This is a genomic window from Endozoicomonas sp. ALB032, assembly GCF_049310125.1.
Taxonomy (GTDB): domain Bacteria; phylum Pseudomonadota; class Gammaproteobacteria; order Pseudomonadales; family Endozoicomonadaceae; genus Endozoicomonas_A.
Map to the genome: position 1 here is coordinate 1,783,078 of NZ_JBLYNW010000001.1, position 25,057 is coordinate 1,808,134.

General features: G+C 49.7%; 27 protein-coding genes. 13 read left to right on the forward strand and 14 right to left on the reverse strand.

Going from position 1 to position 25,057, the window contains the following annotated elements; all coding sequences use genetic code 11:
- Positions 1–49 precede the first annotated feature (49 nt).
- Positions 50–628: a D-sedoheptulose 7-phosphate isomerase gene (lpcA, locus tag ACO6VG_RS06005; RefSeq protein WP_422136077.1), complete on the forward strand. Its 579-nt coding sequence runs from the start codon at positions 50–52 to the stop codon at positions 626–628.
- Between the two features lie 71 nt (positions 629–699).
- On the opposite strand, the gene ACO6VG_RS06010 is transcribed toward lpcA, so the two are convergent.
- From ACO6VG_RS06010 to ACO6VG_RS06065, 12 genes are all read right to left on the reverse strand, one after another.
- The gene (locus tag ACO6VG_RS06010) at positions 700–1,440 is read right to left on the reverse strand and encodes a lysophospholipid acyltransferase family protein (RefSeq protein ID WP_422136078.1); all 741 of its coding nucleotides are present in this window, start codon (positions 1,438–1,440) and stop codon (positions 700–702) included.
- Positions 1,441–1,456: 16 nt separating this feature from the next.
- Positions 1,457–2,017, reverse strand: a complete 561-nt coding sequence (gene gmhB / locus ACO6VG_RS06015; RefSeq protein WP_422136079.1) for a D-glycero-beta-D-manno-heptose 1,7-bisphosphate 7-phosphatase — start codon at positions 2,015–2,017, stop codon at positions 1,457–1,459.
- A 130-nt stretch (positions 2,018–2,147) separates the two neighbouring features.
- Positions 2,148–4,265 (reverse strand): glycine--tRNA ligase subunit beta, encoded by a 2,118-nt coding sequence (gene glyS / locus ACO6VG_RS06020; protein ID WP_422473148.1) that lies wholly within the window; start codon positions 4,263–4,265, stop codon positions 2,148–2,150.
- The gene (gene glyQ, locus ACO6VG_RS06025; RefSeq protein WP_422136081.1) at positions 4,265–5,230 is read right to left on the reverse strand and encodes a glycine--tRNA ligase subunit alpha; all 966 of its coding nucleotides are present in this window, start codon (positions 5,228–5,230) and stop codon (positions 4,265–4,267) included. Before glyQ ends, glyS begins: the two co-directional genes overlap by 1 nt.
- A gap of 220 nt (positions 5,231–5,450) precedes the next feature.
- Positions 5,451–6,899, reverse strand: a complete 1,449-nt coding sequence (locus tag ACO6VG_RS06030; protein ID WP_422136082.1) for a TrkH family potassium uptake protein — start codon at positions 6,897–6,899, stop codon at positions 5,451–5,453.
- A gap of 346 nt (positions 6,900–7,245) precedes the next feature.
- Entirely contained in the window at positions 7,246–8,619 is a 1,374-nt protein-coding gene (gene trkA, locus ACO6VG_RS06035) for a Trk system potassium transporter TrkA (RefSeq protein WP_422136083.1), read from the reverse strand.
- Entirely contained in the window at positions 8,616–9,992 is a 1,377-nt protein-coding gene (rsmB, locus tag ACO6VG_RS06040; RefSeq protein WP_422413496.1) for a 16S rRNA (cytosine(967)-C(5))-methyltransferase RsmB, read from the reverse strand. The genes trkA and rsmB overlap by 4 nt, the downstream gene beginning before the upstream one ends.
- Positions 9,992–10,939 carry a methionyl-tRNA formyltransferase gene (gene fmt, locus ACO6VG_RS06045; protein ID WP_422136085.1) on the reverse strand — a complete coding sequence of 316 codons (948 nt, stop codon included), beginning with the start codon at positions 10,937–10,939 and terminating at the stop codon, positions 9,992–9,994. Before fmt ends, rsmB begins: the two co-directional genes overlap by 1 nt.
- A 126-nt stretch (positions 10,940–11,065) precedes the next feature.
- Positions 11,066–11,575 (reverse strand): peptide deformylase, encoded by a 510-nt coding sequence (def, locus tag ACO6VG_RS06050; RefSeq protein WP_422136086.1) that lies wholly within the window; start codon positions 11,573–11,575, stop codon positions 11,066–11,068.
- A 280-nt stretch (positions 11,576–11,855) separates the two neighbouring features.
- The gene (locus tag ACO6VG_RS06055) at positions 11,856–12,254 is read right to left on the reverse strand and encodes a hypothetical protein (protein ID WP_422139396.1); all 399 of its coding nucleotides are present in this window, start codon (positions 12,252–12,254) and stop codon (positions 11,856–11,858) included.
- Complete coding sequence (locus ACO6VG_RS06060) at positions 12,251–12,709, reverse strand: ABC transporter substrate-binding protein (protein WP_422473150.1); 459 nt, start codon at positions 12,707–12,709, stop codon at positions 12,251–12,253. Before ACO6VG_RS06060 ends, ACO6VG_RS06055 begins: the two co-directional genes overlap by 4 nt.
- Positions 12,706–13,107: an ABC transporter substrate-binding protein gene (locus tag ACO6VG_RS06065; RefSeq protein ID WP_422137052.1), complete on the reverse strand. Its 402-nt coding sequence runs from the start codon at positions 13,105–13,107 to the stop codon at positions 12,706–12,708. The genes ACO6VG_RS06060 and ACO6VG_RS06065 overlap by 4 nt, the downstream gene beginning before the upstream one ends.
- 303 nt (positions 13,108–13,410) lie before the next feature.
- Here ACO6VG_RS06065 and ACO6VG_RS06070 point away from each other — a divergent pair, with 303 nt between their 5' ends.
- On the forward strand, positions 13,411–14,184 hold the full coding sequence (locus ACO6VG_RS06070) for an SPRY domain-containing protein (protein WP_422473152.1): 774 nt from the start codon (positions 13,411–13,413) through the stop codon (positions 14,182–14,184).
- A 91-nt stretch (positions 14,185–14,275) separates the two neighbouring features.
- Here the strand turns inward: ACO6VG_RS06070 and ACO6VG_RS06075 are convergent, their stop codons facing one another.
- Positions 14,276–14,710: a DUF29 domain-containing protein gene (locus ACO6VG_RS06075; RefSeq protein ID WP_422413500.1), complete on the reverse strand. Its 435-nt coding sequence runs from the start codon at positions 14,708–14,710 to the stop codon at positions 14,276–14,278.
- Positions 14,711–15,007: 297 nt separating this feature from the next.
- On the opposite strand from ACO6VG_RS06075, the gene ACO6VG_RS06080 reads away from it, so the two are divergent.
- The 11 genes from ACO6VG_RS06080 to ACO6VG_RS06130 all read left to right on the forward strand — a co-directional run bounded on the left by ACO6VG_RS06080 (position 15,008) and on the right by ACO6VG_RS06130 (position 24,117).
- Positions 15,008–16,036 carry a LysM peptidoglycan-binding domain-containing protein gene (locus ACO6VG_RS06080; RefSeq protein WP_422136090.1) on the forward strand — a complete coding sequence of 343 codons (1,029 nt, stop codon included), beginning with the start codon at positions 15,008–15,010 and terminating at the stop codon, positions 16,034–16,036.
- A gap of 6 nt (positions 16,037–16,042) precedes the next feature.
- Positions 16,043–17,173: a DNA-processing protein DprA gene (dprA, locus tag ACO6VG_RS06085; protein ID WP_422136091.1), complete on the forward strand. Its 1,131-nt coding sequence runs from the start codon at positions 16,043–16,045 to the stop codon at positions 17,171–17,173.
- A 312-nt stretch (positions 17,174–17,485) separates the two neighbouring features.
- The gene (purE, locus tag ACO6VG_RS06090; RefSeq protein ID WP_422473155.1) at positions 17,486–17,971 is read left to right on the forward strand and encodes a 5-(carboxyamino)imidazole ribonucleotide mutase; all 486 of its coding nucleotides are present in this window, start codon (positions 17,486–17,488) and stop codon (positions 17,969–17,971) included.
- Between the two features lie 4 nt (positions 17,972–17,975).
- Complete coding sequence (locus ACO6VG_RS06095; RefSeq protein WP_422473157.1) at positions 17,976–19,115, forward strand: 5-(carboxyamino)imidazole ribonucleotide synthase; 1,140 nt, start codon at positions 17,976–17,978, stop codon at positions 19,113–19,115.
- A 77-nt stretch (positions 19,116–19,192) separates the two neighbouring features.
- Positions 19,193–19,738: an L-threonylcarbamoyladenylate synthase gene (locus tag ACO6VG_RS06100; RefSeq protein ID WP_422139404.1), complete on the forward strand. Its 546-nt coding sequence runs from the start codon at positions 19,193–19,195 to the stop codon at positions 19,736–19,738.
- A gap of 57 nt (positions 19,739–19,795) precedes the next feature.
- Positions 19,796–20,776 carry an oxygen-dependent coproporphyrinogen oxidase gene (gene hemF / locus ACO6VG_RS06105; RefSeq protein ID WP_422442041.1) on the forward strand — a complete coding sequence of 327 codons (981 nt, stop codon included), beginning with the start codon at positions 19,796–19,798 and terminating at the stop codon, positions 20,774–20,776.
- A gap of 31 nt (positions 20,777–20,807) precedes the next feature.
- Positions 20,808–21,644, forward strand: coding sequence for a shikimate dehydrogenase (aroE, locus tag ACO6VG_RS06110; RefSeq protein WP_422473159.1), 837 nt, complete (start codon positions 20,808–20,810; stop codon positions 21,642–21,644).
- Between the two features lie 523 nt (positions 21,645–22,167).
- Positions 22,168–22,491, forward strand: a complete 324-nt coding sequence (locus ACO6VG_RS06115; protein ID WP_422136097.1) for an RING finger protein — start codon at positions 22,168–22,170, stop codon at positions 22,489–22,491.
- 217 nt (positions 22,492–22,708) lie between these two features.
- The gene (locus ACO6VG_RS06120) at positions 22,709–22,954 is read left to right on the forward strand and encodes an AbrB/MazE/SpoVT family DNA-binding domain-containing protein (RefSeq protein WP_422136098.1); all 246 of its coding nucleotides are present in this window, start codon (positions 22,709–22,711) and stop codon (positions 22,952–22,954) included.
- Positions 22,951–23,292 carry a type II toxin-antitoxin system ChpB family toxin gene (locus tag ACO6VG_RS06125; protein ID WP_422473161.1) on the forward strand — a complete coding sequence of 114 codons (342 nt, stop codon included), beginning with the start codon at positions 22,951–22,953 and terminating at the stop codon, positions 23,290–23,292. Before ACO6VG_RS06120 ends, ACO6VG_RS06125 begins: the two co-directional genes overlap by 4 nt.
- Positions 23,293–23,451: 159 nt before the next feature.
- Positions 23,452–24,117: a YiiX/YebB-like N1pC/P60 family cysteine hydrolase gene (locus ACO6VG_RS06130; protein ID WP_422473163.1), complete on the forward strand. Its 666-nt coding sequence runs from the start codon at positions 23,452–23,454 to the stop codon at positions 24,115–24,117.
- Between the two features lie 12 nt (positions 24,118–24,129).
- Here ACO6VG_RS06130 and speB read toward each other — a convergent pair whose 3' ends face one another.
- Positions 24,130–25,056, reverse strand: a complete 927-nt coding sequence (gene speB, locus ACO6VG_RS06135) for an agmatinase (RefSeq protein WP_422473165.1) — start codon at positions 25,054–25,056, stop codon at positions 24,130–24,132.
- Position 25,057 lies beyond the last annotated feature (1 nt).

A 25,057-nucleotide genomic window follows, 5' to 3' on the forward strand; every position in this document is an offset into this window, starting at 1 on the left:
TAATGTATCAGCAGTATACTTTAGGCCTCTGATTCGACAGTTGATAGCCATGAACCATTCAGTAATTCGTGCAGAACTCGAAGAAGCCCAGCAGGTTCTGGAGCGTTTTCTCAATGATGAAACCTGTATTGATGCCATAGACCGTGCGGCGAGCCTGTTGGCGGAATCCTTTAAGCAGGGTGGAAAGGTTATCTCCTGTGGTAACGGAGGCTCCCATTGCGATGCCATGCACTTTGCTGAAGAGTTGACTGGTCGCTATCGTGATAACCGCCCTGCCTACCCGGCCATTGCTATCTCTGATGTCAGTCACTTGTCCTGTGTCTCCAACGATTACGGTTATGACTATGTATTCTCACGTTATCTTGAAGGTGTAGGCTTTGAAGGTGATGTACTGTTCGGGCTCAGTACCAGTGGTAACTCTGGCAATATTTTAAAAGCGATTGAAGCAGCCCGAAAAAAAGGGATGAAAGTGATTCTTCTGACGGGTAAGGATGGTGGGAAAATGGACGGTCTGGCGGATATAGAAATCCGGGTGCCCCACTTTGGTTATGCAGACCGGATTCAGGAAATTCACATCAAAGTCATTCATATCATAATTCAATTGATTGAAAAACACATGGCTGCCTGATACTCATTTGATAAGGCTCTAAATCATTCATCACCTGTTACCCTATACCCGGTGATGAATGATGTTTTTGTTTAAACCTGTTTCGATTTCCCGTTCATGTTGTCGAGTGTATTGGCAATCCAGTTCCGAGCCTCATTATTAATCTCCAGCGCCGTCCTGTCTGTGGTTTCTATGACCGTTCCTATATGAAGCTGAATGGTACCGGGCTTTTTCAGAAAGCTGTTCATAGGCCAGCAAGCAGCAGCATTATGGGCAATGGGTAGTACATTAACCCCGGCCTTTCTTGCCAGATTGACACCACCTCTTGAAAATTTGCCTAACTGACCATTAGGGTTGCGGGTTCCTTCCGGAAAAATAAGAACCCAACGACCGTTGTGTAAGGCATCAGTACCCTGCTCTACTACATCATTTAATGCGGCCCTGGGGTCATCGCGATTAATAGCGATCGGTTTAATGAGTCTGATTGCCCAGCCAAAGAATGGAATCTTAAATAACTCTTTTTTAAGAACCGGAGCCTGAGGACTGAAAAGCATCTGCAGGAAAAAGGTTTCCCAGGTGCTCTGGTGATTACTGATCATGACACAGGGTGTATCAGGAATATTTTCCTTCCCGTGCACTTCATACTTTATCCCACAGATAAATCTGGCCAGTCCCATAGCCATCATCGCCCAGTACTTCACCAATAATTTGTGGCGTCTATTAACAGGAACAAAAGGAATAGCAAAAAACAGTAAAATGGACCAGAAAACGGTGAAGGTGGCCAGCAGAAAATAAAATAACGCTGTTCTTATATATTGAACGACGAATGTCATTTAAAACCTATCTTGTTTATCCTTGAATACTGACCTGTGACGGTTCGAGAATAAAGCGGGTAAATGCAGCCAGGTCTTCAAATACTGGTACATTATGGAGGCCTTCCCCTTTATTCATCGTTCTGACACCCTTGCCGGTTTTCACCAGAGCTACATTGCACCCCATTGCCTGCCCTGCCTGAAGGTCTCTGAGAGAATCCCCGACCACCCAGGCAGATGATGCGGGTATGTTCAGGGCTTCTTCGATCTGTTCAATCATGCCAGGCAAAGGCTTTCTGCAGCGACATTGATCGTCAGGGCCATGGGGGCAGTATCGAATACAATCTATCTTGCCTCCTTCCAAGGCTAACAGATCCAGCATTTTCTGATGCATGGCCTCAAGGGTTTCTTGAGTAAAGTAACCTCTGGCAAGGCCTGACTGGTTGGTTGCAATGGCAATGGAATACCCTGCCCTGCTCAGTCTGGCGATGGCTTCAATACTGCCTGGTAGAGGAATCCACTCAGCCACCGAACGAATGTAGTGATCGGAGTCTTTATTGATGACTCCGTCGCGGTCAAGAATGATCAGTTTACTCATAATTTCAGTCAGCAGGCTTCATACCTGAAAAACTTTTCCAAAAGATAGAAAAAGTGCGGCATAAATGCCGCACTCCACTTTATCAAGCTTTAGTCAGAATTTCTGCAACAAAGGCAGTCCCGAGTGCAACCTACAGTAATGAAATATCCGCAACGTGTAAGAAAAGGCTGCGTAATTGTTTCAAAAGAGCATAGCGGTTCAAACGAACCTGCTGATCTTCAGCATTGACCAATACTTCATCAAAGAAGCGGTCTACAGAGTCCTTCAGTGGCGCCAGACTTTCCATAGCGACTGTGTATTGTCTCTGTTCCAGAATCGGTGCAGCTTTTTCTTTACTGTCGGCCAGCGCTGTGGCCAGAGCCTTTTCTGCGGCTTCTGTCATCAGTGCAGGGTCAACGGAGTCAGGAATGACCAGATCTCCGGCTTTTGCCAGAATGTTGGAAACACGCTTGTTGGCTGCAGAAAGGGTTTCGGCTTCGACCATCTGACTAAAGCGATGCACTGCCTTGACACGTTGATCAAAGTCGAAGGGGCGGGATGGTTTCAGGGCCTTAACAGAAAGGAAGACTTCAACAGGAATCTGTTCGTCATGATACCAGGAGCGGAAACGCTCCAGCATGAAATCCAGAACAGTTTCTGCCAGCTCTTCATTATTTGCTAAAGCTTTTCCGCTGGCTGCTGGCAGCTCAACCCCTTGTGATTGATAACCTTCGACAGACTGATTAATGAGATCACGCAGGTCCAGATCCAGCTTCTTCTCAACAATAATTCGCAGGACACCCAGGGTGGCCCTTCTCAGAGCAAACGGATCTTTATTGCCTGAAGGTGGCTGATTGATGCCAAAGATGCCGGTGATGGTATCGATTTTGTCAGCAATCGCTACGGCACAACCTGTCAGGCTAGAGGGTAGCTCATCACCTGCAAAGCGTGGCATGTACTGTTCGTTCAGAGCGACGCATACCTCTTGTGGTTCACCATCGTTTGCACCGTAGTATTGCCCCATGATGCCCTGCAGCTCCGGGAATTCCAAAACCATTTCTGAAGTCAGATCTGATTTGCAGAGTTCTCCGGCTCGGACAGCCAGCTGTTCCTGCCCACCTTCCTGTTTAGCGATAAAACCCGCCAGTTTTGCAATGCGGTCGCTCTTATCGAATAGCGATCCCAGCTGTGCCTGGAAAACGATGGGTTTCAGGGTCTCCCTGCGTGCTTCAAGCGTGTTTTTTTTGTCTGTATCAAAGAAAAATTTGGCATCTGCGAGGCGAGGTCTTATTACCCGTTCGTTACCGGATACTACGTGTTCAGGCTTCAGGCTCTCGATATTTGCAATGGTTATAAAATGGGGAAGCAATGTTCCTTCCCGAGATAGCTCTTTTGACAGGACGTGGAAATACTTCTGATGCTCCTTCATGGAAGAAATCAGGGCTTCAGCAGGGACTTCCAGGAATTCTTCATCAAAACGACCGGACAGAGCAACAGGCCACTCATTCAAAGCGGTCACTTCATCCAAAAGGTCTTCATCGATAACCGCTTCGCCACCTAATCCGGCAGCCAGCTCCGTTACCTGTGTTTTAATGAGACTGCGTCTTTCTTCAAAGAGAGCCATCACCTTACCCTGTTCTTTCAGAAGGTTCTGATAATCGGCAGGCTGGTTAATGGTCAGAGGCTGGTTCCCATGGAATCGGTGGCCTCGAGTCTGGTTACCTGATTTCAGGCCCAGAATTTCGCAATTGACTACCTCTCCACCCATTAGCATGACTAACCAGTGGACAGGGCGAACAAACTCGGTGCGCTGCGCACCCCAGCGCATTCTCCTGGGAATAGGCAGTTCATTGAGAGACTGACTGACCATGTCTGGCAGCAGTTGAGTGGTGTCGGAACCTTGCTGAACCCCACGATAGACAAGCCAGGCACCTTTATCGGTTTCCAGCCTCTCCAGCTGGTCGACAGACACTCCATTAGAACGGGCAAAACCCTCGGCTGCTTTAGTGGCCTTGCCTTCTGCGTTGAAGGCGGCTTTTATAGCAGGGCCGCGGCGCTCAAGCTGCTGATCAGGCTGAGCCGTTTCCAGCCCTTTTATCAGCAAAGCCAGACGACGAGGTGCGGCAAAGGCTTCATAACTGTCAAAAGACAGCTGAGCACTCTTCAGGCGATCAACAATGCCGCGAGTGAAAGCATTGGAAAGGCTTTTAAGCGCTTTTGGAGGCAGCTCTTCTGTTCCCAGCTCGACCAGGAAATCTTTCTGACTCATTACTTCTTCTCCTGTGTCTTGCTGTCTTTCAGACTGGCCAGAACTTCTGAGCGGATATCCTCACTGGCCAGCGGGAAGCCGAGGTTATGGCGAGCGTCAAAGTAGGCTTTGGCTACAGCTCTGGCGAGCGTTCTGACTCGCAGAATAAAGCGTTGACGCTCTGTCACCGAGATGGCGTGGCGGGCGTCCAGAAGGTTGAATGTATGGGAAGCTTTCAAGACGTACTCATAGGCAGGCAGAGGCAGGCCAGCTTCGACCAGACGTCTTGATTCACCTTCATAAAAATCGAACTGATGGAACAGTTCCTGAGTGTCAGCATGTTCAAAGTTGAAAGTAGACATCTCTACTTCCTGCTGATGGAAGACGTCGCCATAAGATACTGTGCCCTGTGGGCCTTCAGTCCAAACCAGATCGTAGACGTTATCAACACCCTGAATGTACATGGCCAGACGCTCAAGACCGTAGGTGATCTCACCAGTCACCGGATAGCACTCAATACCACCCACTTGCTGGAAGTAGGTGAACTGTGTGACTTCCATGCCATTCATCCAAACCTCCCAGCCCAGACCCCAGGCGCCGAGTGTGGGGGATTCCCAGTTGTCCTCTACAAAGCGAAGGTCATGCACCAGTGGATCAATGCCCAGCTCTCTCAGGGAGTCCAGGTAAAGTTCCTGAATGTTATCCGGAGAAGGTTTCATTACCACCTGAAACTGATAGTAGTGCTGAAGACGGTTTGGGTTCTCACCATAACGACCATCTGTTGGACGACGGCTGGGCTGCACATAGGCAGAATTCCAGTTTTCCGGACCGATAGCGCGAAGGAACGTCGCTGGATGGAAGGTGCCTGCACCCACTTCCATGTCCAGCGGCTGCATAATGACACAGCCCTGGCGAGCCCAGAACTGCTGAAGGGCCAAAATAAGGCCCTGGAATGTCTTGATATCAGGCGTGCTTTGAGAAGTCACAGTACTACCTCATGGAGGCTCAAATTAGGCTTTAATTTTCTGGAAACAGCAGCGGATTATAACGTTTTGGCTCTGGAGCGGATACCGTTGTATCCCTCTGGAAATGAGGTCGTTGTGAATAAGAGGGTAATAATATCCGGAAAACTCCACGGGACAGGATCATGGAGTTCTGAAGAAAATGTGGATAAGCTGTTAGCTGTTGTGAATAACTTTTCCCGTCTCAGTATTTCCAGAATGTGGGTGTGAATAGTACCAGCAGTGTGAAGATTTCCAGACGACCCAGCAGCATGGCAAAACAGAGAATCCATTTCGCGGTATCAGGAAGCGTGCTGTAGTTTTCGGCGGCTTCTCCCAGGGCGGGGCCCAGGTTATTCATGCTGGAAGCGACGGTAGAAAAAGCGGTAGTCAAATCAACACCCGTTGCCATCACAGCCAGTATCATAACGGCAAACAGGAATACATAGGCGGCAAAGAACCCCCAGACCGCCTCACCGACTCGGCTGTGAACAGCCTTGCCACCGAGTTTGATGGAGTAAACGGCGTTAGGATGAACCAGACGACGAAGTTCTCTTACACCCTGTTTGAAGATCAGCAGTACACGAATCACCTTAATCCCTCCTGCCGTCGAGCCTGCACATCCCCCGATAAAACTGGTCATAAAGAGAAGAAGTGGCAGGAATGTTGGCCAGGCTGAGAAACCGCTGGTGGCATAACCGGTCGTCGTGGCAGCAGAAACCACCTCAAAAATACCGTAATCGAGGGAGTCTGCCAGATCATAAGTGGCAGAGAAGTAGAGGCCTGCCACTGTAATCAATGAAACCACCAGAAGGATCAGCAGGTAAGTGCGAAACTCAGGGTCTTTCCAGTAATGGTAAGTAGATTTATTGCGCCAGGCGAAAAAGTGGAGGGCAAAGTTAATACCGGCTACCAGCATAAAGAAAGTAGCCGTGGCATTAATCAGTGGTGATTCAAAATAGCCAATACTGGCATCGTGGGTTGAGAATCCACCAATGGCTATGGTCGAAAAGCTATGGCTCACAGCATCAAAAAGGTTCATACCTGCCAGCCAGTAACCCAGGGCACACACTGCCGTTAATGTCACGTAGAGCAGCCAGAGTGCTTTCGCGGTTTCTTTAATTCGGGGCGTCAGCTTGTTGTCCTTTATAGGTCCCGGCGTTTCTGTCCGATAAAGCTGCATCCCTCCGACGCCCAGCATAGGCATGATAGCGACAGCCAGAACAATGATCCCCATGCCTCCCAGCCACTGCAGTTGCTGGCGATAAAAGAGGATCGATTTGGGCAGGTGATCGATGCCCGTCAGTATCGTAGCGCCAGTGGTGGTCAGGCCCGACATGGACTCGAATAGGGCATCAGTGACGCTGAGTCCCGGGTCTGTCATTAATAAAAGTGGCAGGGAACCCATGCCTCCCAGGACCACCCAGAAAAGAACAGTGATAATAAAGCCGTCACGGGGGCGAAGGTCCGATTTAATTTTTCTGAAGGGAAACCAAAATAAGAAACCGATAAGAAAAGTCAGAAAAAAAGTATATAAAAACAGTGAAATTTCAGATTCCCCATAGATCATCGCCACTGCCAGAGGTGGAAGACTGGAGAAGCTGAATAGCATCAAGAGAATACCCAGGACGGGCAAAACGACAGAAAACTGCATAAGACCCTGTTTTTCTAGTTATACAGACAACGGCCATGCCGTCTGACTCAATTATCAATAAGTACACAAGACTGGTACCACCCCATCGGACCCCCCAGATGCGGTAATACCTCCTAGGAGCCTGACCGAGAATAGACTGCCCTACTGCGGCGGCAGCAAATTGGTCTGAAAATCCGCTTTTGTTCGTCAAATAGCTCGCTATTCTCCTCACAAAACCGAATTTTCATACTCAATTTTCTGCCGTCCTCGCTACGGGCGCTATTCTCGGTCAGGCTCCTAGTCATGGGTGTCATTTTTCAAGTCTGGTAAAAAATAAACCGCTGACTCTAATGTCGAAATGTATCGTTTAAAAGAACCCCAGTCCAACCTGAAAGAGTTGTTCTACTTCGTGAATACGTTTCTTGTTGGTCAGGAACAGAATGATATGATCCCCGGACTCTATACGAGTAGTGTCGTGTGCAATCAACACTTCATCGTTTCTGACTATGGCTCCGATGGTTGTTCCGGGGGGCAGCACGACCTGTTGAACCGTTTTACCGACGACTCTGGATGAATTTTCATCGCCATGGGCAATGGCTTCAATGGCTTCTGCTGCACCACGACGAAGTGAGTGAACATTGACAACGTCCCCTCTTCGTACGTGTTTAAGAAGACTGCCGATGGTGGCCTGCTGTGGAGAAATCGCAATATCTATCTCGCCGCCCTGGACCAGATCAACGTAGGCAGGGTTATTGATCAGGGCCATGACTTTTCGGGCGCCCAGTCGTTTAGCCAGCATAGCGGCCATGACGTTGGCTTCATCATCGTTGGTCAGGGCACAAAAGACATCCGTCTCTTCGATGTTTTCAGAAATCAGCAGCTCTTTATCGGATGCATTGCCATTGAAAACCATGGCTTTGATCAGCGTCTCAGACAGGAACTGACAGCGCTCCATATTCTGCTCAATGATTTTTACCTTGAAATCATTTTCAGCCGACTGAGCAAGGCGCAAACCAATGTTACCGCCACCGGCAATGATGATGCGTTTGTAATCATCATCCAGCCTCTGCAGTTCACTCATGACAGCCCGGATATGACAGCGGTCGGCGATGAAGAATACTTCATCGTCGGCCTCGATCACTGTGGTCCCCTTGGGCATGATGGCCTTGCCACGGCGGAAAATTGCAGCCACACGGGTGTCAACGTTGGGCATATGTTCACGCAGGTAGCGCAACTCCTGCCCGACCAATGGACCGCCATAATAGGCTCTCATGGCCACCAGCTGGGCACGGCCATCGGCAAAGTCGAGAACCTGAAGAGCACCGGGACGTTCAAGAAGGCGTCGAATGTAGTTGGTCACCACCTGCTCGGGGCTGATCAATACGTCGATGGGCATAGCATCATCGCCAAACAGTTTATCCCTGTTCAGATAAGCCGCCTGACGAATACGGGCAATCTTGGAAGGTGTGTGAAACAGGGTATAGGCAATCTGGCAGGCCACCATGTTCACTTCATCGCTGTTGGTTACCGCCACCAGCATGTCAGCATCATCAGCACCGGCCTGTTTGAGTACAGAGGGGAAGGAGGCCATACCCTGAATAGTCCGGATATCAATACGATCCTGCAACTCTCTGAGAAGCTCTCCGTTGGCATCCACTACCGTGATGTCGTTCTCTTCACTGGCCAGGTTTTCAGCCAGGGTTCCGCCTACTTGTCCGGCACCGAGAATGATGATTTTCATAGACTTTCCTGATGGCTTTTTATTGGCTGAAGGCTGTTTGTCTGCTCAGAGTGCTCAATGGTTTCGTCAGAATCATGGTCCACTTTTTTCAGCAGGCTGTAGAAAAAACCGTCACCTGAACCGGGCAGAATCTGTCGGCCAAAGCCGGTATCCAGTCCCCATTCTCCTGGAAAGGGTTGCAGTACGGCGTCTTCCTGATGTTCGAGGAAGGCGGCAATCTGTTTGCTGTTTTCAGCAGGCATGATGGAACAGGTTGCGTAGAGCAGTGTGCCACCGGGCTTGAGCAACGACCACATGGTATTAAGAATCTTGCCTTGAAGCTCAGCCAATGCATCAATGTCTTCGGGTTTGCGAAGCAGTTTAATATCCGGATGGCGGCGGATGACACCGGTTGCCGAGCAGGGGGCGTCCAGCAGAATATGATCGTAACTCTGTCCATCCCACCACTGCTCGGGCTGAGCACCATCACCTGTCATGAGTCGGGCCTTCAGGCCAATACGATCCAGATTTTCCTGCACACGAGCCAGTCGCTTCTCATCTATATCCAGAGCATCGAGTTCAATGCCCGGGAACATTTCCAGCAGCTGGCAGGTTTTGCCTCCCGGAGCACAGCAGGCATCGAGAACCTTGTCACCTTTTTTAACAGGCAACAGGTTTCCGGAAAGCTGAGCAGATTCATCCTGAACACTGACCACACCGTCCGAAAAGCCGGGCAGCTGATCCACCGGGAGAGCCCGCGTCAGGGTTATTGCCTGAGGAGACACCCGAGAAGACGAAGCCTGAATGCAGTCATCCAGTAATTTTTTCAGGTATCGATCACGCTTTAAATGCCGCTCATTGACCCGCAAGGTCATAGGTGGAGACTGATTATTGGCCCGGGTGATATCCTGCCAGTGCCCGGGCCAGGCATTGCGGATTTTGCCGACCAGCCATTGGGGGTGAGCTGTAAGACAAATGTCGTTGGATTCAGCCAGTGCATTGAGCGCTTCTTCCTGACGCTGTGCAGAGCGCAGAACACCATTCACAAGACCTCGGGCCCAGGCTTTACCCATCATGCGGGTGACCTGAACGGTCTCCCCAATAGCGGCGTGTGCCGGAATGCGGGTGTAGAACAACTGGTAGAGCCCCACCAGAATCAGACTGTGAATCGTCTGCTCTTTTGCTTTCAGCGGTTTGTCCATCAGGGTGCTGAGCCAGCTATCCAGTCGAAAATAGTAACGCAGTGTGCCGTAAGAGAGCTCTGCCAGAAGCGGTTGGTCTTTCTTGCGCAGGGCTTGCTGATATTCAGGTAATACCTGGCTCAGGGATTCACCGGAAACAACGCGGCTGATTACTTTGGCTGCCGCCAGTCGAACGGAAGATTGCTTGGCCATCAGTTGAATTTTTTCCCGGGTACAAACATATCCCTGCGGCTGTTGAGCAGGTCCTGCACTGGCATGGCACGGCTGCCAGATAACTGCACGTTAGTGAGACGCAGTATGCCTTCTTCAGTAGCAATATCCAGGCCTGATTTGTCAGCCTTGATCAGGGTGCCGGGTGCCAAATCATGGTTTCCTGTAACAGGCTTTGCCTCCCAGACCCGAATGGCATTACCTTCCAGCTCTGTTGTCGCCACTGGCCAAGGGTTGAATGCCCGTATCATACAATCAAGATCAGTTGCTGATCTGTTCCATTGAATACGGGCTTCCTCCTTGCTCATTTTATGGGCGTAACAAGCATTACCATCATCCTGCTTTTCTGCACGGATAGTGCCTTGAGCAATAGCATTGACGGCTTCAATCAGAGCCGGCTGCCCTACTTCGATCAGACGGTCATGCAAATCGGAAGATGTGTCTGTTGTGTGAATCGGACAGCGGGCTTTAACCAGCATATCGCCAGTATCCAGACCTTCATCCATCTGCATGATGGTGACACCGGACTCTTCATCACCCGCAGCAATAGCCCGTTGAATAGGAGCTGCTCCACGCCAGCGTGGCAGAATTGATCCATGCACATTGATGCAACCAAAGGTTGGAATCTCCAGAACACTTTTCGGAAGTATCAAACCATAGGCCACTACAATCATCAGATCGGGTTTGAGCGCAGCGAGTTGTTCCCGGGCTGCGTCATCTTTTTTCAGAGATTGTGGCTGAAACACCGGGATGTCATGTTGCAACGCCAGCGCTTTCACCGGGCTGGGCTTGAGTTTTCTGCCTCGTCCCGCCGGTCTGTCGGGCTGGGTGTATACGGCAATGACTTCATGCTGACTGTCCAGAACCGCCTGAAGGTGGGCGCTGGCAAAATCCGGAGTACCGGCAAAGACAATACGAAGACTTTTCATTAGGTTTTCTAAAGGCTCGACAGAACGATTGGGATGGCGGCGATGATAGATAAAGTAAGGGCCTGAGTAAAATCTGAGTCCCCCGGAGCGGCTTTTCCTGTATTATCCGGGAGATCATCAGAGTCATTAAGCTGTGGCAAGGCGCTTGTTCTTCACCAGCTTTTTGCGAATACGTTCTTGCTTCAGTCGGGACAGATAGTCCACAAACAGTTTGCCATTCAGGTGATCCAGCTCATGCTGTACGCAGACAGCAGCCAGACCATCCAGGTCTTTTGAGTACTCGTTTCCGTCTCTGTCCAGTGCGGTCAGACGAATCTCAGCCGGGCGATCCAGCAGCTCGAAGAATCCCGGGATGGACAGGCAGCCTTCAGACAGATCCGTCAACTCTTCGGTCAGAGGTTCGAATGTTGGATTGATCAGAACCATTGGTTCGTTGCCATCATCGGAAAAGTCCATCACCACTATGCGCAGATGAATATCGACCTGAGTGGCCGCCAGACCAACGCCTTTGGATTGGTACATAGTTTCCAGCATGTCATCGACGATTTTACGAATATCGTCGTTTACCTCGGCCACGGGCTCAGCAATAGTGCGAAGTCTTTCGTCAGGGTATTGAAGGATTTCCAGAAGCGCCATGGGGATTCTCAAGCTGTTTCATTAAATTAAAAAGTAATTTTAAATTTCTTTTAGGTATATAGGTAGTTTTAAGTGCGAATGTTCCATTTTTTAAGTGCTTATTGACGGATAGGCGATGAACTTAAGGAGGAGCTATCTGTGTTTTGAGCGCCGTTATCAGGAGAAATGATTAGATGACTGCGGGCTTAGCAGGAGTGTGGCATCGGAGTGTGATTTCCATGACCGTGCCAGGAGGCTGGTAATCAGTCAGATATCGGCAAGCAATGCTAAATTCCGGTGCTCAGGGCTTTTGCCACCAGGTGCTGAAGCTGGTGGTGTATTCCGGCAGTTGCTCAGGCCAGCCAAATTTGTCCCAGTGAGCCACCCTCATGTAAGTGGAGTGCCACTTCGGGATGCCGTAATAGTTCCATAGCAGCACCCGGTCCAGTGAGCGTGTCAGGGTTTGGAGTTCCTGTTGTGAATTCACTTCAGTCAGTTTCTGAAGGAGTTGATCTACGACCGGATGGTCAATGCCGGCAAAATTTCTGGAGCTGTTGTCATGGGCCCGGCTTGAATGGAAATAATCGAACAGTTCCAGGCCCGGCGAGAGTGTCTGCGGCAGTAATTGTGCAATCATATCAAAGTCCCGGGATCGCATTCTGGCGTAATACTGGCTGGAGTCCATGACCGTGTATTTCATGGTGATTCCGATGGACTCGAGGTTTTTCCTGAAAGAAATGCCTGACTGACAATCGGGTTCGGTAATGAGGGAGTTAATGACGCTAGTAGCTTCTGCTCTGCGGGGGTTGGCTTATCAATAGCTCCCAGAGAACTGTTGGGAAAGTAGCTGTGAGAACGACGGTAGGCATTATGAAAGATCACCCGGTTCGTCCATTCATAATCAAACATCAGGGTAATGGCCTGGCGAACCCGTATATCCCTGAATAATGGACGACGGGTATTGAAAAAGAAAAAGCTGCTGCCATAAGCCATCTGATGGGGAATGGTTCGTTTTTTTATACGCCCGTCGATGACAGCGGGGAAGTCGTAGGCGAATTGCCAGTTCTTGGCGACGACTTCAAGATGCAGATCGTGTCCATCGGATTTAAAGGCTTCCAGGGCTACCTGAAAATCGCGATAGAAATGTATGTTCACTGTGTCGAAATTATATTTTCCCTTGTTAACGGGTAAGTTCCCCAGTAATCCTCGACCCTTGAGAACACAATCAGCTTGCCGGGTTCCACATGACTGACTCTGTAGGGGCCGCTGTTTAAAGGTGGAGTGAGGGTTGATTTATCGATGGCCCTGTTCTTCCAGAAGTGGGCTGGCAGAACGGGAAGCTCCGCTGCGTGGAATAGCTGTTGGCGGGAACCCGACTGTTTAAAGTTAAAGCGGACTTTTCTCCGGCCCAGTGCCTCCACCGAAGCAATGGAGTCCAGCTGCATTTTGTATCGGGGGCTTCCTTTTTCACTGAGGGCTTTGAATGAAAAGATGACATCTTCCGAGGTGATCTCATGCCCGTCATGGAAACGGGCTTCGGAGCGAAATAAGATGCAATCATGTGATTTTCAAATATATATCAAATTCGAATTAATGGTTGGCACGACTTATTAACTTTTTGAAATCGGAATGTTATCGATGGAGTGGTGAAAATTGGGGCAAAAAAGGAACTTTTTCAATTTAAAGCTATCTAAATAATATTAATTCAAGGGAATGTAATTATGAATCCATCAAGCCGTATTTCACAATATTTGTCGTGTTTGCCAATATCGTGTCTAAGCTCCAACTCTCAGACCAGTCAAGCAACCAAAGCTGGACATGGCAATGCATTCTGGGAAGGAAGGAAAGTCGATCAAATGGTCCCATTGCAGGTGTGTAGTTATACATCACTATCTTTAAAAGCCCTGGAATGTCAGGATGATACTAATCTCTTCATTCCCACCATTTGGGATCGAGCCAAAAGTGGTGACAATCTTGATATCTTAAGTGATGAGCCAACAAAACTAGTACGCTTTGACTCTGGATCGAGTACAGATATTGCCATGTCGGATACCGGCTTTTCAAAAGGCATTCATATTCTGGACATTGAATGGCCGACATTGAGGCGAGGCTCTCATCCGGTGATTGGGGTTGCACTGGAAGGAACTCCTAAGCATGGAAAAGCTTACACAAACCTTCTTGGTAGCACGGAGTCCTCATGGGGCTGGAACATAGAAAACAACAAACTGATTCATAATGGCCAAACGATAGGCAATTACCCCAAAGACGAATCAAACAGTACATTTAATGCGCCTGAAAAGATAAGTTGCATAATAGATATGAATGCTGGAACGATAGGCTTCAAAACCAACGGGAAATATTTGGGAGATGCGTTTTCGGGGCTAAAGCATAAAACCGTTTTTCTGGCTGTGAACGTTGTCAGGTCATACGCAACAATCTCTGTCAAATATATCAAAGGCTCAAATACCCCCCTTTCGCTACAAGAACTGTCAAAGTTGTCAGTCAGAAGTCGGGTTCAATTTGAAGAGCAGATTGCCCACCTTCCTACCGCTCCACCATTAAAGAGATTCATTGCTGATAAAGAAATGACAGACGACGTTGAGGGTAACGATAGCAATAGTAGCCAGTAAAGCATATAACCTTTGCTGGCTGCTTTAACAGGTATTTTCATTACTTTATTTTCGACTAATTGAAGTCCCCTGCCGACAGTTTCAAGCCCTGCTATTCCTCAGGCAACCAGCCATCTTTCATCACTTGCTCATAGGTCCATGAGCATTCTTTTGGAAAAGTTCTGGTGGGGAGGCCGGTTTGCTTAACCGCCAGTACAACCGCCCTTTTATAGGCCTTGCTGAAAAGTTCAGGTACTTTCAGCCCCAGACTTGGATTCTCCTCAAGCAGTTCTTCAACATCCTCCCTGTGGAGAATAATGGAGTCCTGCCAGCTTCTTGATCGACGCTCTGGTAGAAACTGCCATTTGAGGAGATGCATAAGTAGTTGCTTCAGGTGGCTGGTGAGTGACCGGGGCTCATGCCTACCCATATCGTCAACTTCCTCAATGAGATGTTCCAGATCAAGCTGGTCAAACTGACGGTTTATCAAAAGTTCTTTTTGTTGTTTGACCCATTGGTAATAATCAGTTTTATAAAGGTTTTCCATATATCACCTCCCTAGCTGCCTTCCAGCCTTCCTAATGTAGGCAAAAATCACTGCTTTGGATAGTTTCCTGATTTGCTCTGAAGTACAGAAAGGCCGTTGCCGGTCGAGAACAATAGTGACTCAGATTTGTCCCTGAGCTTTTGTTTTATCGGCTATGGGTGCAGTGGAATAAAAAAGATAAGTCACAATTTTGTGGGCAGATTTTCTTCATATTGAAGGGTTTGATTGCCCGATGACAGGACCCGTTGATAAACTGCTGGAATAAAACCAACAACAAGTGCAAGGGATCGGTAACCAATGAGAAGCATAGTACTGGGCGTTCTTCTGCTCTGCCTGTCGTCATCAGGGATAGCTTACGAGAGTCCGATCAAGTCAGATTCTCCCCGGGATTACATGGTAAAAAAAGGGGATACGCTGTGGGAAATTTCCAACCGCTTTCTGAAAAGTCCCTGGCTATGGCCTGAAATCTGGCACGCAAACCCCCAGATTCATAACCCTCATCTCATCTTCCCCGGTGATCTGGTGAGCCTGGTTTACATCGATGGTCGTCCAAGGCTGACGATTGTCCGTCGTGGCGAGAGTGGCAGAACCATCAAGCTCAGCCCGAAAGTAAGAACACTGCCTGCTGAATCCGCAATTCCTGCTATCCCGCTCAGCGCAATCGATGCCTTTCTCAAGAGCAGCCGGGTATTTACCTCTAAACGGGCTTTAGAAAGTGCTCCTTATATATTTGCTTCCAGACAGGAACGAATTATAACCGGCGCGGGAGACAAGGTTTATGTCCGGGGACAAATAGGCTCTCTGGACAAGAGTCTCGACATTCTCCGAGCCGGAGACGTTCTGAAAGATCCTGACAGCGGTGAAGTACTGGGTATTATTGGCCATCAAGTGGCCGATGCTTCCCTGCAAAAAGTCGACAATGGCATTGCCAGTCTGAAAATCCAGACAAGCCAGCAGGAGGTTAGGCCTGGTGATAAAGTGGTGCCAGCAGACACCTTCAGCCTTCAAACTACCTTCTTCCCCAGAGCACCTGATGCACCGGTGGAAGGTAAAATTGTTTCTGTGGTTGATGGGGTGAAAAAAGTCGGTCAGTTCAACAGCGTTATTATCAATCGGGGTATCCGGGAAGGTTTGCGTCAGGGCGATATACTCAATGCCTACAAGAACCTGAAGGTTAAGGATCAGATCAGTGGTGAAATGGTCAATCTGCCTCCTGAAAGAGCCGGTATGATCATGATTTATCGTACTTTTGAAAAAGTGAGCTATGGTATTGTGCTGACTGCCTATGAAGAAATAGGTGTAGGAGACACTCTGAAAAGCCCCTGAGGTGCAATGACTCAGCAAATCCATGATTCCATCTGGCAGCCTTTACGCAAATGGCTGCTGCTTTCCTTTCAGCCCGGATTAGGTGCGGTTCGCTTCAATGGTCTGATCCGGGAGTTTGGTTCTGCAGACGCTATTCTGTCAGCCTCTTATCAGACATTGAGAATGGGGCTGCCGGAAAAACTGGCGGCGCAATTATCAGGGAATCCTGAGACCCCCGATATTCTTGAGCGTCTGAACCATTGTCGACTCTGGCTGGAATCCAGCCAGGCTCATCACATAATTACCCTGCAATCGCCTCAATACCCTGTTGCTCTCAAAGAGTTAAGTGACCCCCCTCCCCTGCTTTACGTGATCGGTAATATTGATCTCTTGAATGAGCCTCAGCTCGCCATTGTCGGCAGCCGCAGACCGACTCCCCAGGGGCGTCGACTCGCTCAGGAGCTGGCTAAGGAACTGTCTCGAAAAGGACTGGTTATTACCAGTGGTATGGCATTGGGGATAGATGCAGCTGCGCATCAGGGAGTGCTGGGCAGTTATGGCAGTACCATAGCGGTTCTGGGAACCGGGGTGGATGTGGTTTATCCAAGAAGCCATGGCGACCTGTATCAGGCTATAGCAATCCAGGGCGCTCTCGTGAGCGAATTTCCCCTGGGGACGACACCAAACCCTGGACATTTTCCAAGAAGAAACCGCATCATCAGTGGCTTGTCATCGGGTGTATTGGTGGTTGAGGCAGCACTGAACAGCGGATCCCTGATTTCAGCCAGACTGGCTGCCGAGCAGGGGCGCGAAGTCTTTGCTGTACCGGGTTCTGTGTTAAATCCTCTCAGCCGTGGCTGTCATAAGCTCATAAAGGAAGGGGCTGTTCTGGTTGAATCGGCTGAGGATATCCTGATTGAGTTGCAGAGCTATCTCCGGGCTTTTGTTGAACCCTCTCATAAACCTGAATCCGCCAGCTCTGACTTGTCAGGGTTACAAAGAGTCATTCTGGAAAGCATGAACGGTGAAGCCGTCAGTGTGGATCTGATCTGCCAGATATCAGGGCTCTCGTTTGACCAGGTCTCTGTCATTCTGACTGAAATGGAGCTGGAAGGTTTTATTGAGTCGGTGCCTGGTGGTTATATCCGGACGGGCTAGGAGGCCGACCGAGAATAGACTGCCCTACTGCGGCGGCAGCAAATTGGTCTGAAAATCCGCTTTTGTTCGTCAAATAGCTCGCTATTCTCCTCACAAAACCGAATTTTCATCCTCAATTTTCTGCCGTCCTCGCTACGGGCGCTATTCTCGGTCGGCCTCCTAGTTCTCAATCTGAACAAAAAACAATCATTTTCCCGACCATTGAGATTTTATTGCAAGATTTTCTAATGCTTATTCGCTCAAACGTACAAGTCTTCTTATAATCTACCCCGAATCATCCACCGACCATTACACGGCTTACAGGAGTTTGAGATGGAAGTCGGCATTATCATGGGGTCCAGGTCAGACTGGCCAACGATGAAACTGGCAGCAGAAATGCTGGATCGGTTTGGAGTCCGCTATGAAACCAGAGTGGTTTCAGCACACAGGACTCCCCAGCTGTTGGCTGATTACGCCTCAGGCGCAAAAGAGCGCGGCCTCAAAGTTATCATCGCAGGCGCAGGCGGTGCGGCTCACCTGCCCGGTATGGCTGCAGCTTTCACCAGCCTGCCTGTTCTGGGTGTGCCGGTTCAGTCCAAAGCACTGAAGGGTATGGACTCATTACTGTCCATCGCCCAGATGCCCAAAGGGATTGCCGTGGGGACTCTGGCCATTGGCGAGGCAGGTGCAGCCAATGCCGGTATTCTGGCCGCTCAAATCATTGGTACCCACAACGAAGCGGTCATGGCTAAAGTAGAAGCTTTCCGTAAAGAACAAACGGACACGGTTCTGGCTAATTCCAATCCGGCAGAGGATTAATCTGATGCAGGTTTTAGTGCTGGGGGCCGGTCAGCTGGCGCGAATGATGTCATTGGCGGGCGCACCGCTGAACATTCAAATCAGTGCTTATGATGTAAGCAGCGAAACAGTGGTTCACCCACTGACTCAAATGACCACCGGTGATGACCTGGAATCGGCAATCAGGCAGGCTGATGTCGTTACCGCAGAATTTGAGCACATTCCCCTCGATATTCTGGCTATCTGCGAGAAAAGCGGTAAATTCCTGCCATCTACAGAAGCTATTGAGGCCGGTGGCGACCGCCGAATCGAGAAAAAACGGCTGGACGATGCAGGCGTTCAAAATGCCCGATACTTTGTCATTCAGTCATACGAAGACTTCCGGAAAGCCATTGAGCACGTGGGGCTGCCCATGGTGCTCAAAAGTGCTCTGGGCGGCTATGACGGTAAAGGGCAGTGGCGGCTAAAAGAGGCGGATCAGGCTGATGCCATCTGGGCAGAAATGGCCGACTGCATTGCAGCCACAGAGCATCAGGCTATTGTTGCCGAAGAGTTTGTCCCTTTTGATCGTGAAGTCTCACTGGTCGGTGCCCGAAGCGCAGATGGAACAGTTGCGGTCTACCCTCTGGCCGAGAATGTACATACCAACGGAGTGTTGAGTCTCTCTACTGCGATCACTGATCAGGCTTTGCAGGGACAGGCAAAGCAGATGTTCATTGCAGTAGCAGAGAGTCTGGACTACGTCGGAGTGCTGGCTTTGGAGTTCTTTGATGTCAATGGCTTCCTGCTGGTCAATGAAATAGCGCCAAGGGTTCACAACTCCGGGCACTGGACTCAGCAGGGAGCTGAAACCTGTCAGTTTGAAAATCATCTGCGCGCTATTTGTGCAATGCCCTTGGGCAGTACCCGTCTTATCCGTGAAACCACTATGATCAACATTTTGGGTGAAGACACGCTTCCCGATGCTGTGATAGCAATGGAGGGGGCTCATATTCACTGGTACGGCAAAGGAAAACGGCCTGGTCGCAAAATGGGCCACATCAATGTTTGTGGTGGGAGTACCGTCAGTGTGCAAAACAAGCTCTGTGAGCTGACGCAATGGCTCGATCAGGCAGCCTACCCTGCGCTGCATGAACGTGTCGGAAAGTCATCAACAGAAGCCTGAGTCAGTCCTGATCAGCTAGCGGCGTTTTTACAGCCTTGCTAAACTCCGCTACTCGCTGATCAAGTTGATGAAACGCTATGTCTAAAGTTCAGGCTGTTATCGAACAGGGGGGGGTCATAGCCTACCCTACGGAAGCGGTCTGGGGGCTCGGATGCGACCCCTGGAATCGGGAAGCTGTTTACAAAGTGCTGGCTATTAAGCATCGCCCTGTTGAAAAAGGGTTGATACTGGTTGCCTCATCTCAACAACAGATTGCTCCCCTGCTTTCCAACCTGACCGAAGCACAGCTTGAAACCTTATCAGCCAGTTGGCCGGGGCCTTATACCTGGCTACTGCCTGATACTGAGCGATGGACACCGGACTGGGTTCGTGGAAAGTTCGATACGGTCGCTGTCAGGGTCAGTGCTCACCCGGTGGTTAAAAAGCTCTGTGAACAGGCCGGGCAGCCACTGGTATCCACTTCTGCCAACCGGGCAGGAGAATCTCCTTTAATGACTGAGCAGCAGGTTCAGGAACAGATGGGAAACCTGGTATCTCTGATTGTTTCCGGTGAAACGGGCCCACAGACCGAACCTTCTGAAATTCGTGATCTTCAGACAGGACAACTGATTCGGGCCGGTTGATTCCGGCTCTGTTAAACTGCATCTCTTTTTTATCCAGCCAGCCCAGGGAGTATTATGGTGACCGATGCCCAAACCGGAAAAGCCACAAGTCCGGAAAACAGCAGCGAGCCTCTAGATGTCGAGCCTCTAGACAGCCATGAACAGGTAGAGAGGGTCAGGCGATACCTGCTGTCATTGCAGGACGCTATCTGTAACGCCCTGGAAAAAGAAGACACTGGTACTGTTTTTCGTGAAGAAACCTGGGATTACCACGGTGGCGGTGGTGGCCGTGCCCGGGTTATTGAAGATGGTTCTCTGTTTGAAAAAGGGGGAGTGAACTTCTCCCACGTAAAAGGCGATAAACTGCCCCCTTCCGCCACCGCAAAAAGACCCGAGCTGGAAGGCCGGAGTTTTCAGGCCATGGGGGTCTCTCTGGTGATTCATCCCAGGAATCCGTTTGTGCCAACGTCTCATGCCAATGTTCGTCTGTTGATTGCCGAAAAAGAGGGGGCTGATCCGGTCTGGTGGTTCGGCGGTGGCTATGACCTGACACCCTATTACGGTTTCGAAGAAGACTGCATACACTGGCATCAGGTGGCCAGATCCGCATGCGAACCTTTTGGCGGAGAGGTCTATCCCCGCTTCAAAAAATGGTGTGACGAATACTTCTTCCTGAAGCATCGGGACGAGCCCCGTGGTGTCGGCGGTCTGTTCTACGATGATCTTAACGAGTGGCCATTTGAACGCTGCTTCGAGTTTATGCAGGCGGTAGGCAACAGTTATATCGACGCTTATCTGCCCATCGTTCAGAGGCGTAAGGACACTGAATACACAGAACAGAACCGTTATTTTCAAGAGTACCGGCGCGGGCGTTATGTTGAGTTCAATCTTGTGTACGACCGTGGCACACTATTTGGCCTGCAATCCGGTGGTCGTACCGAGTCTATCCTGATGTCTCTGCCGCCTGTTGTGCGCTGGGATTACAACTGGCACCCGGAAGACGGGACAGAAGAGGCCCGTTTGTATAATGAATTTCTGAAACCCAGAGACTGGGTCTGATATTTAAAGTGACACTCCCCGAGAAAAAACAATGGCCATACCTGTTGATCATTACGCTGTGATGGGAAACCCCATTGAGCACAGTAAGTCGCCCAGAATTCATGCCATGTTTGCCGAGTCTGTGGGGCACAGGCTGACTTACAACGCCCAACTGGTTCCGGTTGATGATTTTGAACAGGCCGTTAAACGCTTTTTTGAAAATGGCGGTTACCTGGGTCTGAGTGTAACGGTTCCTTTCAAGGAGCAGGCCTGGCAGCTATCAACTGTGCGAACGGCGAGGGCTCAGAAAGCCGGGGCAGTTAATACCCTCTGGCTGGATGAACAAGGTGCTCTCAACGGAGACAATACCGATGGACTCGGTCTGGTTCAGGACCTGACGGTCAACAATGGTGTTTCAATCAAAGGAGCGCGGGTGCTGGTTCTTGGGGCTGGTGGTGCGGTAAGAGGTATCCTTGAGCCGATCCTTGCACAGGAGCTGTCCGAACTGGTGATTGCCAACCGCACTGTCAGCAAGGCCGAGGCTCTGGCAGACCTGTTTCCGGAGCAACCCGTAAAAGCTTCCGGTTTTTCAGAACTGGAAGGTCATTTTGATATTATCATCAATGGAACCTCTGCCAGTTTGCATGGTGATCTGCCTCCAGTTCCACCATCAGTCATTGCTGCTTCGACCTGTTGTTATGACATGATGTATTCAGCTTCTTATACAGTATTCAACCGTTGGGCATTGGATCAGGGGGCGGGAACCGTGATTGATGGTCTGGGTATGTTGGTAGAACAGGCCGCAGAGCAGTTTGCTATCTGGAGAGGTGTCCGTCCGGAGACCACTCCTGTTCTGGAAATGCTCAGAAATGAGCTCTCTGGGGGTTAAACGACTGAGCAGCCAAACTCCGAGGCTGGCGAGATCATGAAGGTTACAGGCGATCCGTAAGCTCGAAAGAAATGACCCCCCGACGATTTTGCTAACCGTTCTATGGAGCAAGAAGTAAGGGAATTACTGGAAACCCATTACCCGAAAAAGCTGGATACCCTTGAACGCATCAAAAAACCGATGGAACCAGTTACCGGAAACTCATCACGAAGAAACGAGCGAGTGGCGAAACGAAGGGCGCCTCTGATGGTAAAAACTAATCCACGATAAAAAGCTGCTAAAAAAATACCCTGCTATCGCCATAAAGCCAGAGATGAACATTCGTAGTGCCTGATTATAAGAACCTGCAAAGCATTGCAATTTTTAAGGCAGAATCCTGTGTAGGTTCTTCCACAAGGGACTTTCAGCCCATAAGTTCATGCCCATGCCGGGCGTACCAAAAAAATAAGCACTGGGAACTAAATGGATAGACAATGATCTAACGCTACAGGTTATTTGAAAAACAGAGATAGGAGTAAGAGATATGAACGGAACCACACCACCCAACAGCCCAAATGATCAGTCAGCACGTTATCAAGAGCTGAGCGAAGAATGCCCTATTTGTTATGCACCTTTTGCCGAAAGTGAAGTCAAGGTTTTCGAACCATGCACCCATATGTTTCATGAAAGATGCCTGGCGACCTGGCTAGTGAATAATAGAACCTGTCCCATGTGCAGAAGTCTCGGGGAAAGGGAAGTACAACCAATGCCCGCCACGCCATTCTCTCAATTTAGGGGCAATAACAATTTGTATGGGGATGGTGTACATGTGGTTACGCATTCAGTTGATGAACGGCAAAATTTTTAGTTTTATAGGAGTCCTGTGGATGATTATTTCTCTCCAGATGGGGGAGTTCTCTCCAGATAGGTCTGGCAGTATATGGCTGGAAGTGCAATCTGGTGAAACATTGTGGATTAACAATGACCAAAAGAAGTCAGTTAGGTATTTCTATGGGGGCACCTGGCCAGGGTTGCTACTTTCTGGTGGATTGAGGTTTCACTGACATAACATCACCACCCGACCAGTGCTGCTTATATTCAAGTTGCCACCTGAACTCATACCGTCAGAGCTTCTGCGCAGGCTGAATTTGAAGGATGGTGACAGTATCGTTATTGAGGAAGTGAAAAACAGTCTGGTGATTACCAAGGCCACCAAGCGGCCACGCTATTCAATGGATGAGTTGCTGGCCCAGTGCGATCTGTCAGCGGCCATGCCGGAAGAGTTAACCGAATGGGATTCTATCCCGCCTGTTGGGGATGAAGCACTTTGAGTATTTACGACCGTGGCGATATCGTCCGGGTGAATCTAAACCCAGTGTCGGGATCTGAAGTGCAGGGAGAGAGCCGACCTTGTCTTGTACTCTCCGTAAACGCATTTAATCGCTTGGGCTCTATGCTGGTTGCCCCAATTACCCAGGAAGGTAATTATTCCCGTGTGCAGGGTTTTACTGTTCCATTGATGGGAACGGGAACAGAGACTCCGGGAGTGGTGCTCATTAATGGTGTGAGGATGATTGATCTTAGGGCAAGGCAATCAAGGAAGGTTGAGAGCGCCCCTGAAACACTGGTTAATGAAGTCCTGGCAAAGCTTCAAACTGTTATTGAGTAGCGTCCTGTGACAAAACGAATCAGAAATAGAAGGATGGATCATCCAGGGAAATTGTAAGGTTCTGTGTTCTGGAGCCTATGAATCTTTCGGCGGCTGAGGCTGCAGAAAACCTGAATATTTCCAGAAATCTCTCATCAGGTTTTATGAGGATTTTGATAAATGACTGAGCAGCCAAACGCAATTTCCATTCCAGAACTGCAAAAAGGCGACCTTCTGTTTCAACTGCGCAAGGGAGGAGAGCTGGAGTGGGTTATCAGCAGACTGTTTGCCGGTTACAACGGCATGGCTCTGAATCATGTCGCCATTGCTATGGAAGGCGGGGAGCTGGTTGAAGCGGTCATGCCAAAGGTTCAGACAGTAAGCCTGAATCAGTTTATCGACAAATCCGTATGTGATGGACTGGGGCGGCCTTGCATTCTGATGGCTCGTCTCAAGTCTCCATGGCTTGCTTTAGTTGATGAAGCGTTGGCCTTTGCTGATGAGCAATTGCACTCGCCCTATAACAGAAACTTCTCTCCGGAGGGTCATGCTCAATCCGATATCAGTGACCGAGCCTGGTACTGCAGTGCTCTTGTTTTGGAAGCGTTCAGGTCTGCCAACAAGGGAGAGCCGGTATTTCCGGAAACCCCCATGGGGTTTCGTGATCTGGAAACCGGAGAAATATTCCCCTACTGGGTCGACTTCTATCAGAAGATGGGACAGCCGATACCGGAAGGCGAGCCGGGTTCACACCCTGCCCTGCTGTCATGTTCCGATAAGCTTGAAGTGGTCAGAGTGGTAGGACAACTCCCTGCCAGGCAAAGCACCAACGGGCAGCTTGCCTGAGCCGGATGGTTGTCAGGTGGCTTTTGATTGGGCTGCCTGAAGATAAAGCATCTCGAGAGCAATCGTAGCACCAGCCAGAGCGGTAATATCGGCGTGATCGTAAGCCGGCGCGACTTCAACCACATCCATGCCCACAATATCCAGACCTTCAAGACCTCTGAGCAGCTGTAAAGCCCGGTCCGAGGTCAGGCCGCCACAAACCGGGGTTCCGGTTCCCGGAGCAAAAGCCGGGTCCAGGCAGTCGATATCAAAGGTCAGGTAAACACGGCGATTACCTGTTCTTTTACGTATATTGTCAATTATCTCTGCCACTGGGGTACTGTTGACGTAACTGGCATCCAGAATATTGAAGGGGGTGTTCTTGTGATCGTAATTGGTTCGAATACCCACCTGGGTCGAAGCCGAGGTATCAATCAACCCTTCAACCTGGGCATGATAAAACATGGTTCCGTGGTCGAATTTACCACCCTGGTCATAGTCGTCGGTATGAGCATCAAAGTGAATCAGTGCCAGAGGTCCATAATGTTTGGCGTGGGCTCTGAGCAAAGGCAGGGTAATAAAGTGATCGCCGCCAAACGTCAGCATACGTTTGCCAACAGACAATAACCGGTCGGCATGTTGGAACAGGGTATCGCTCATATCCTGTGCATTGCCGCATTCAAAGACCAGATCACCGCAGTCAGCCACAGAAAGATGATCTTTCAGGCTGAAGAACCAGGGCCAGCGCTTGCCCTCCCAGGTCAGGTTGACTGAAGCCTTGCGAATAGCCTCAGGACCAAAGCGAGCGCCGCTGCGCCCTGTAGTCGCCAGATCAAACGGAACACCGGTAATGATCAGGTCAGTACCAGACTGAACAGGGTTGAAATCCATTGGCAGCCGCAGAAAGCCAAAGGCATTAGCGTAAAGGGAGTGGTCTTCCTTCTTTGTCAGCGTAGTCATG

What these genes read in the sequence shown, in the direction of transcription:
- lpcA (WP_422136077.1), top strand. Translation starts at nt 50, where the DNA reads ATGAACCATTCAGTAATTCGTGCAGAACTCGAAGAAGCCCAGCAGGTT.
- ACO6VG_RS06010 (WP_422136078.1), bottom strand. Translation starts at nt 1,440, where the DNA reads ATGACATTCGTCGTTCAATATATAAGAACAGCGTTATTTTATTTTCTG.
- gmhB (WP_422136079.1), bottom strand. Translation starts at nt 2,017, where the DNA reads ATGAGTAAACTGATCATTCTTGACCGCGACGGAGTCATCAATAAAGAC.
- glyS (WP_422473148.1), bottom strand. Translation starts at nt 4,265, where the DNA reads ATGAGTCAGAAAGATTTCCTGGTCGAGCTGGGAACAGAAGAGCTGCCT.
- ACO6VG_RS06030 (WP_422136082.1), bottom strand. Translation starts at nt 6,899, where the DNA reads ATGCAGTTTTCTGTCGTTTTGCCCGTCCTGGGTATTCTCTTGATGCTA.
- trkA (WP_422136083.1), bottom strand. Translation starts at nt 8,619, where the DNA reads ATGAAAATCATCATTCTCGGTGCCGGACAAGTAGGCGGAACCCTGGCT.
- rsmB (WP_422413496.1), bottom strand. Translation starts at nt 9,992, where the DNA reads ATGGCCAAGCAATCTTCCGTTCGACTGGCGGCAGCCAAAGTAATCAGC.
- fmt (WP_422136085.1), bottom strand. Translation starts at nt 10,939, where the DNA reads ATGAAAAGTCTTCGTATTGTCTTTGCCGGTACTCCGGATTTTGCCAGC.
- def (WP_422136086.1), bottom strand. Translation starts at nt 11,575, where the DNA reads ATGGCGCTTCTGGAAATCCTTCAATACCCTGACGAAAGACTTCGCACT.
- ACO6VG_RS06055 (WP_422139396.1), bottom strand. Translation starts at nt 12,254, where the DNA reads ATGAAATACACGGTCATGGACTCCAGCCAGTATTACGCCAGAATGCGA.
- ACO6VG_RS06070 (WP_422473152.1), top strand. Translation starts at nt 13,411, where the DNA reads ATGGTCCCATTGCAGGTGTGTAGTTATACATCACTATCTTTAAAAGCC.
- ACO6VG_RS06075 (WP_422413500.1), bottom strand. Translation starts at nt 14,710, where the DNA reads ATGGAAAACCTTTATAAAACTGATTATTACCAATGGGTCAAACAACAA.
- ACO6VG_RS06080 (WP_422136090.1), top strand. Translation starts at nt 15,008, where the DNA reads ATGAGAAGCATAGTACTGGGCGTTCTTCTGCTCTGCCTGTCGTCATCA.
- dprA (WP_422136091.1), top strand. Translation starts at nt 16,043, where the DNA reads ATGACTCAGCAAATCCATGATTCCATCTGGCAGCCTTTACGCAAATGG.
- purE (WP_422473155.1), top strand. Translation starts at nt 17,486, where the DNA reads ATGGAAGTCGGCATTATCATGGGGTCCAGGTCAGACTGGCCAACGATG.
- ACO6VG_RS06095 (WP_422473157.1), top strand. Translation starts at nt 17,976, where the DNA reads ATGCAGGTTTTAGTGCTGGGGGCCGGTCAGCTGGCGCGAATGATGTCA.
- ACO6VG_RS06100 (WP_422139404.1), top strand. Translation starts at nt 19,193, where the DNA reads ATGTCTAAAGTTCAGGCTGTTATCGAACAGGGGGGGGTCATAGCCTAC.
- aroE (WP_422473159.1), top strand. Translation starts at nt 20,808, where the DNA reads ATGGCCATACCTGTTGATCATTACGCTGTGATGGGAAACCCCATTGAG.
- ACO6VG_RS06115 (WP_422136097.1), top strand. Translation starts at nt 22,168, where the DNA reads ATGAACGGAACCACACCACCCAACAGCCCAAATGATCAGTCAGCACGT.
- ACO6VG_RS06130 (WP_422473163.1), top strand. Translation starts at nt 23,452, where the DNA reads ATGACTGAGCAGCCAAACGCAATTTCCATTCCAGAACTGCAAAAAGGC.
- speB (WP_422473165.1), bottom strand. Translation starts at nt 25,056, where the DNA reads ATGACTACGCTGACAAAGAAGGAAGACCACTCCCTTTACGCTAATGCC.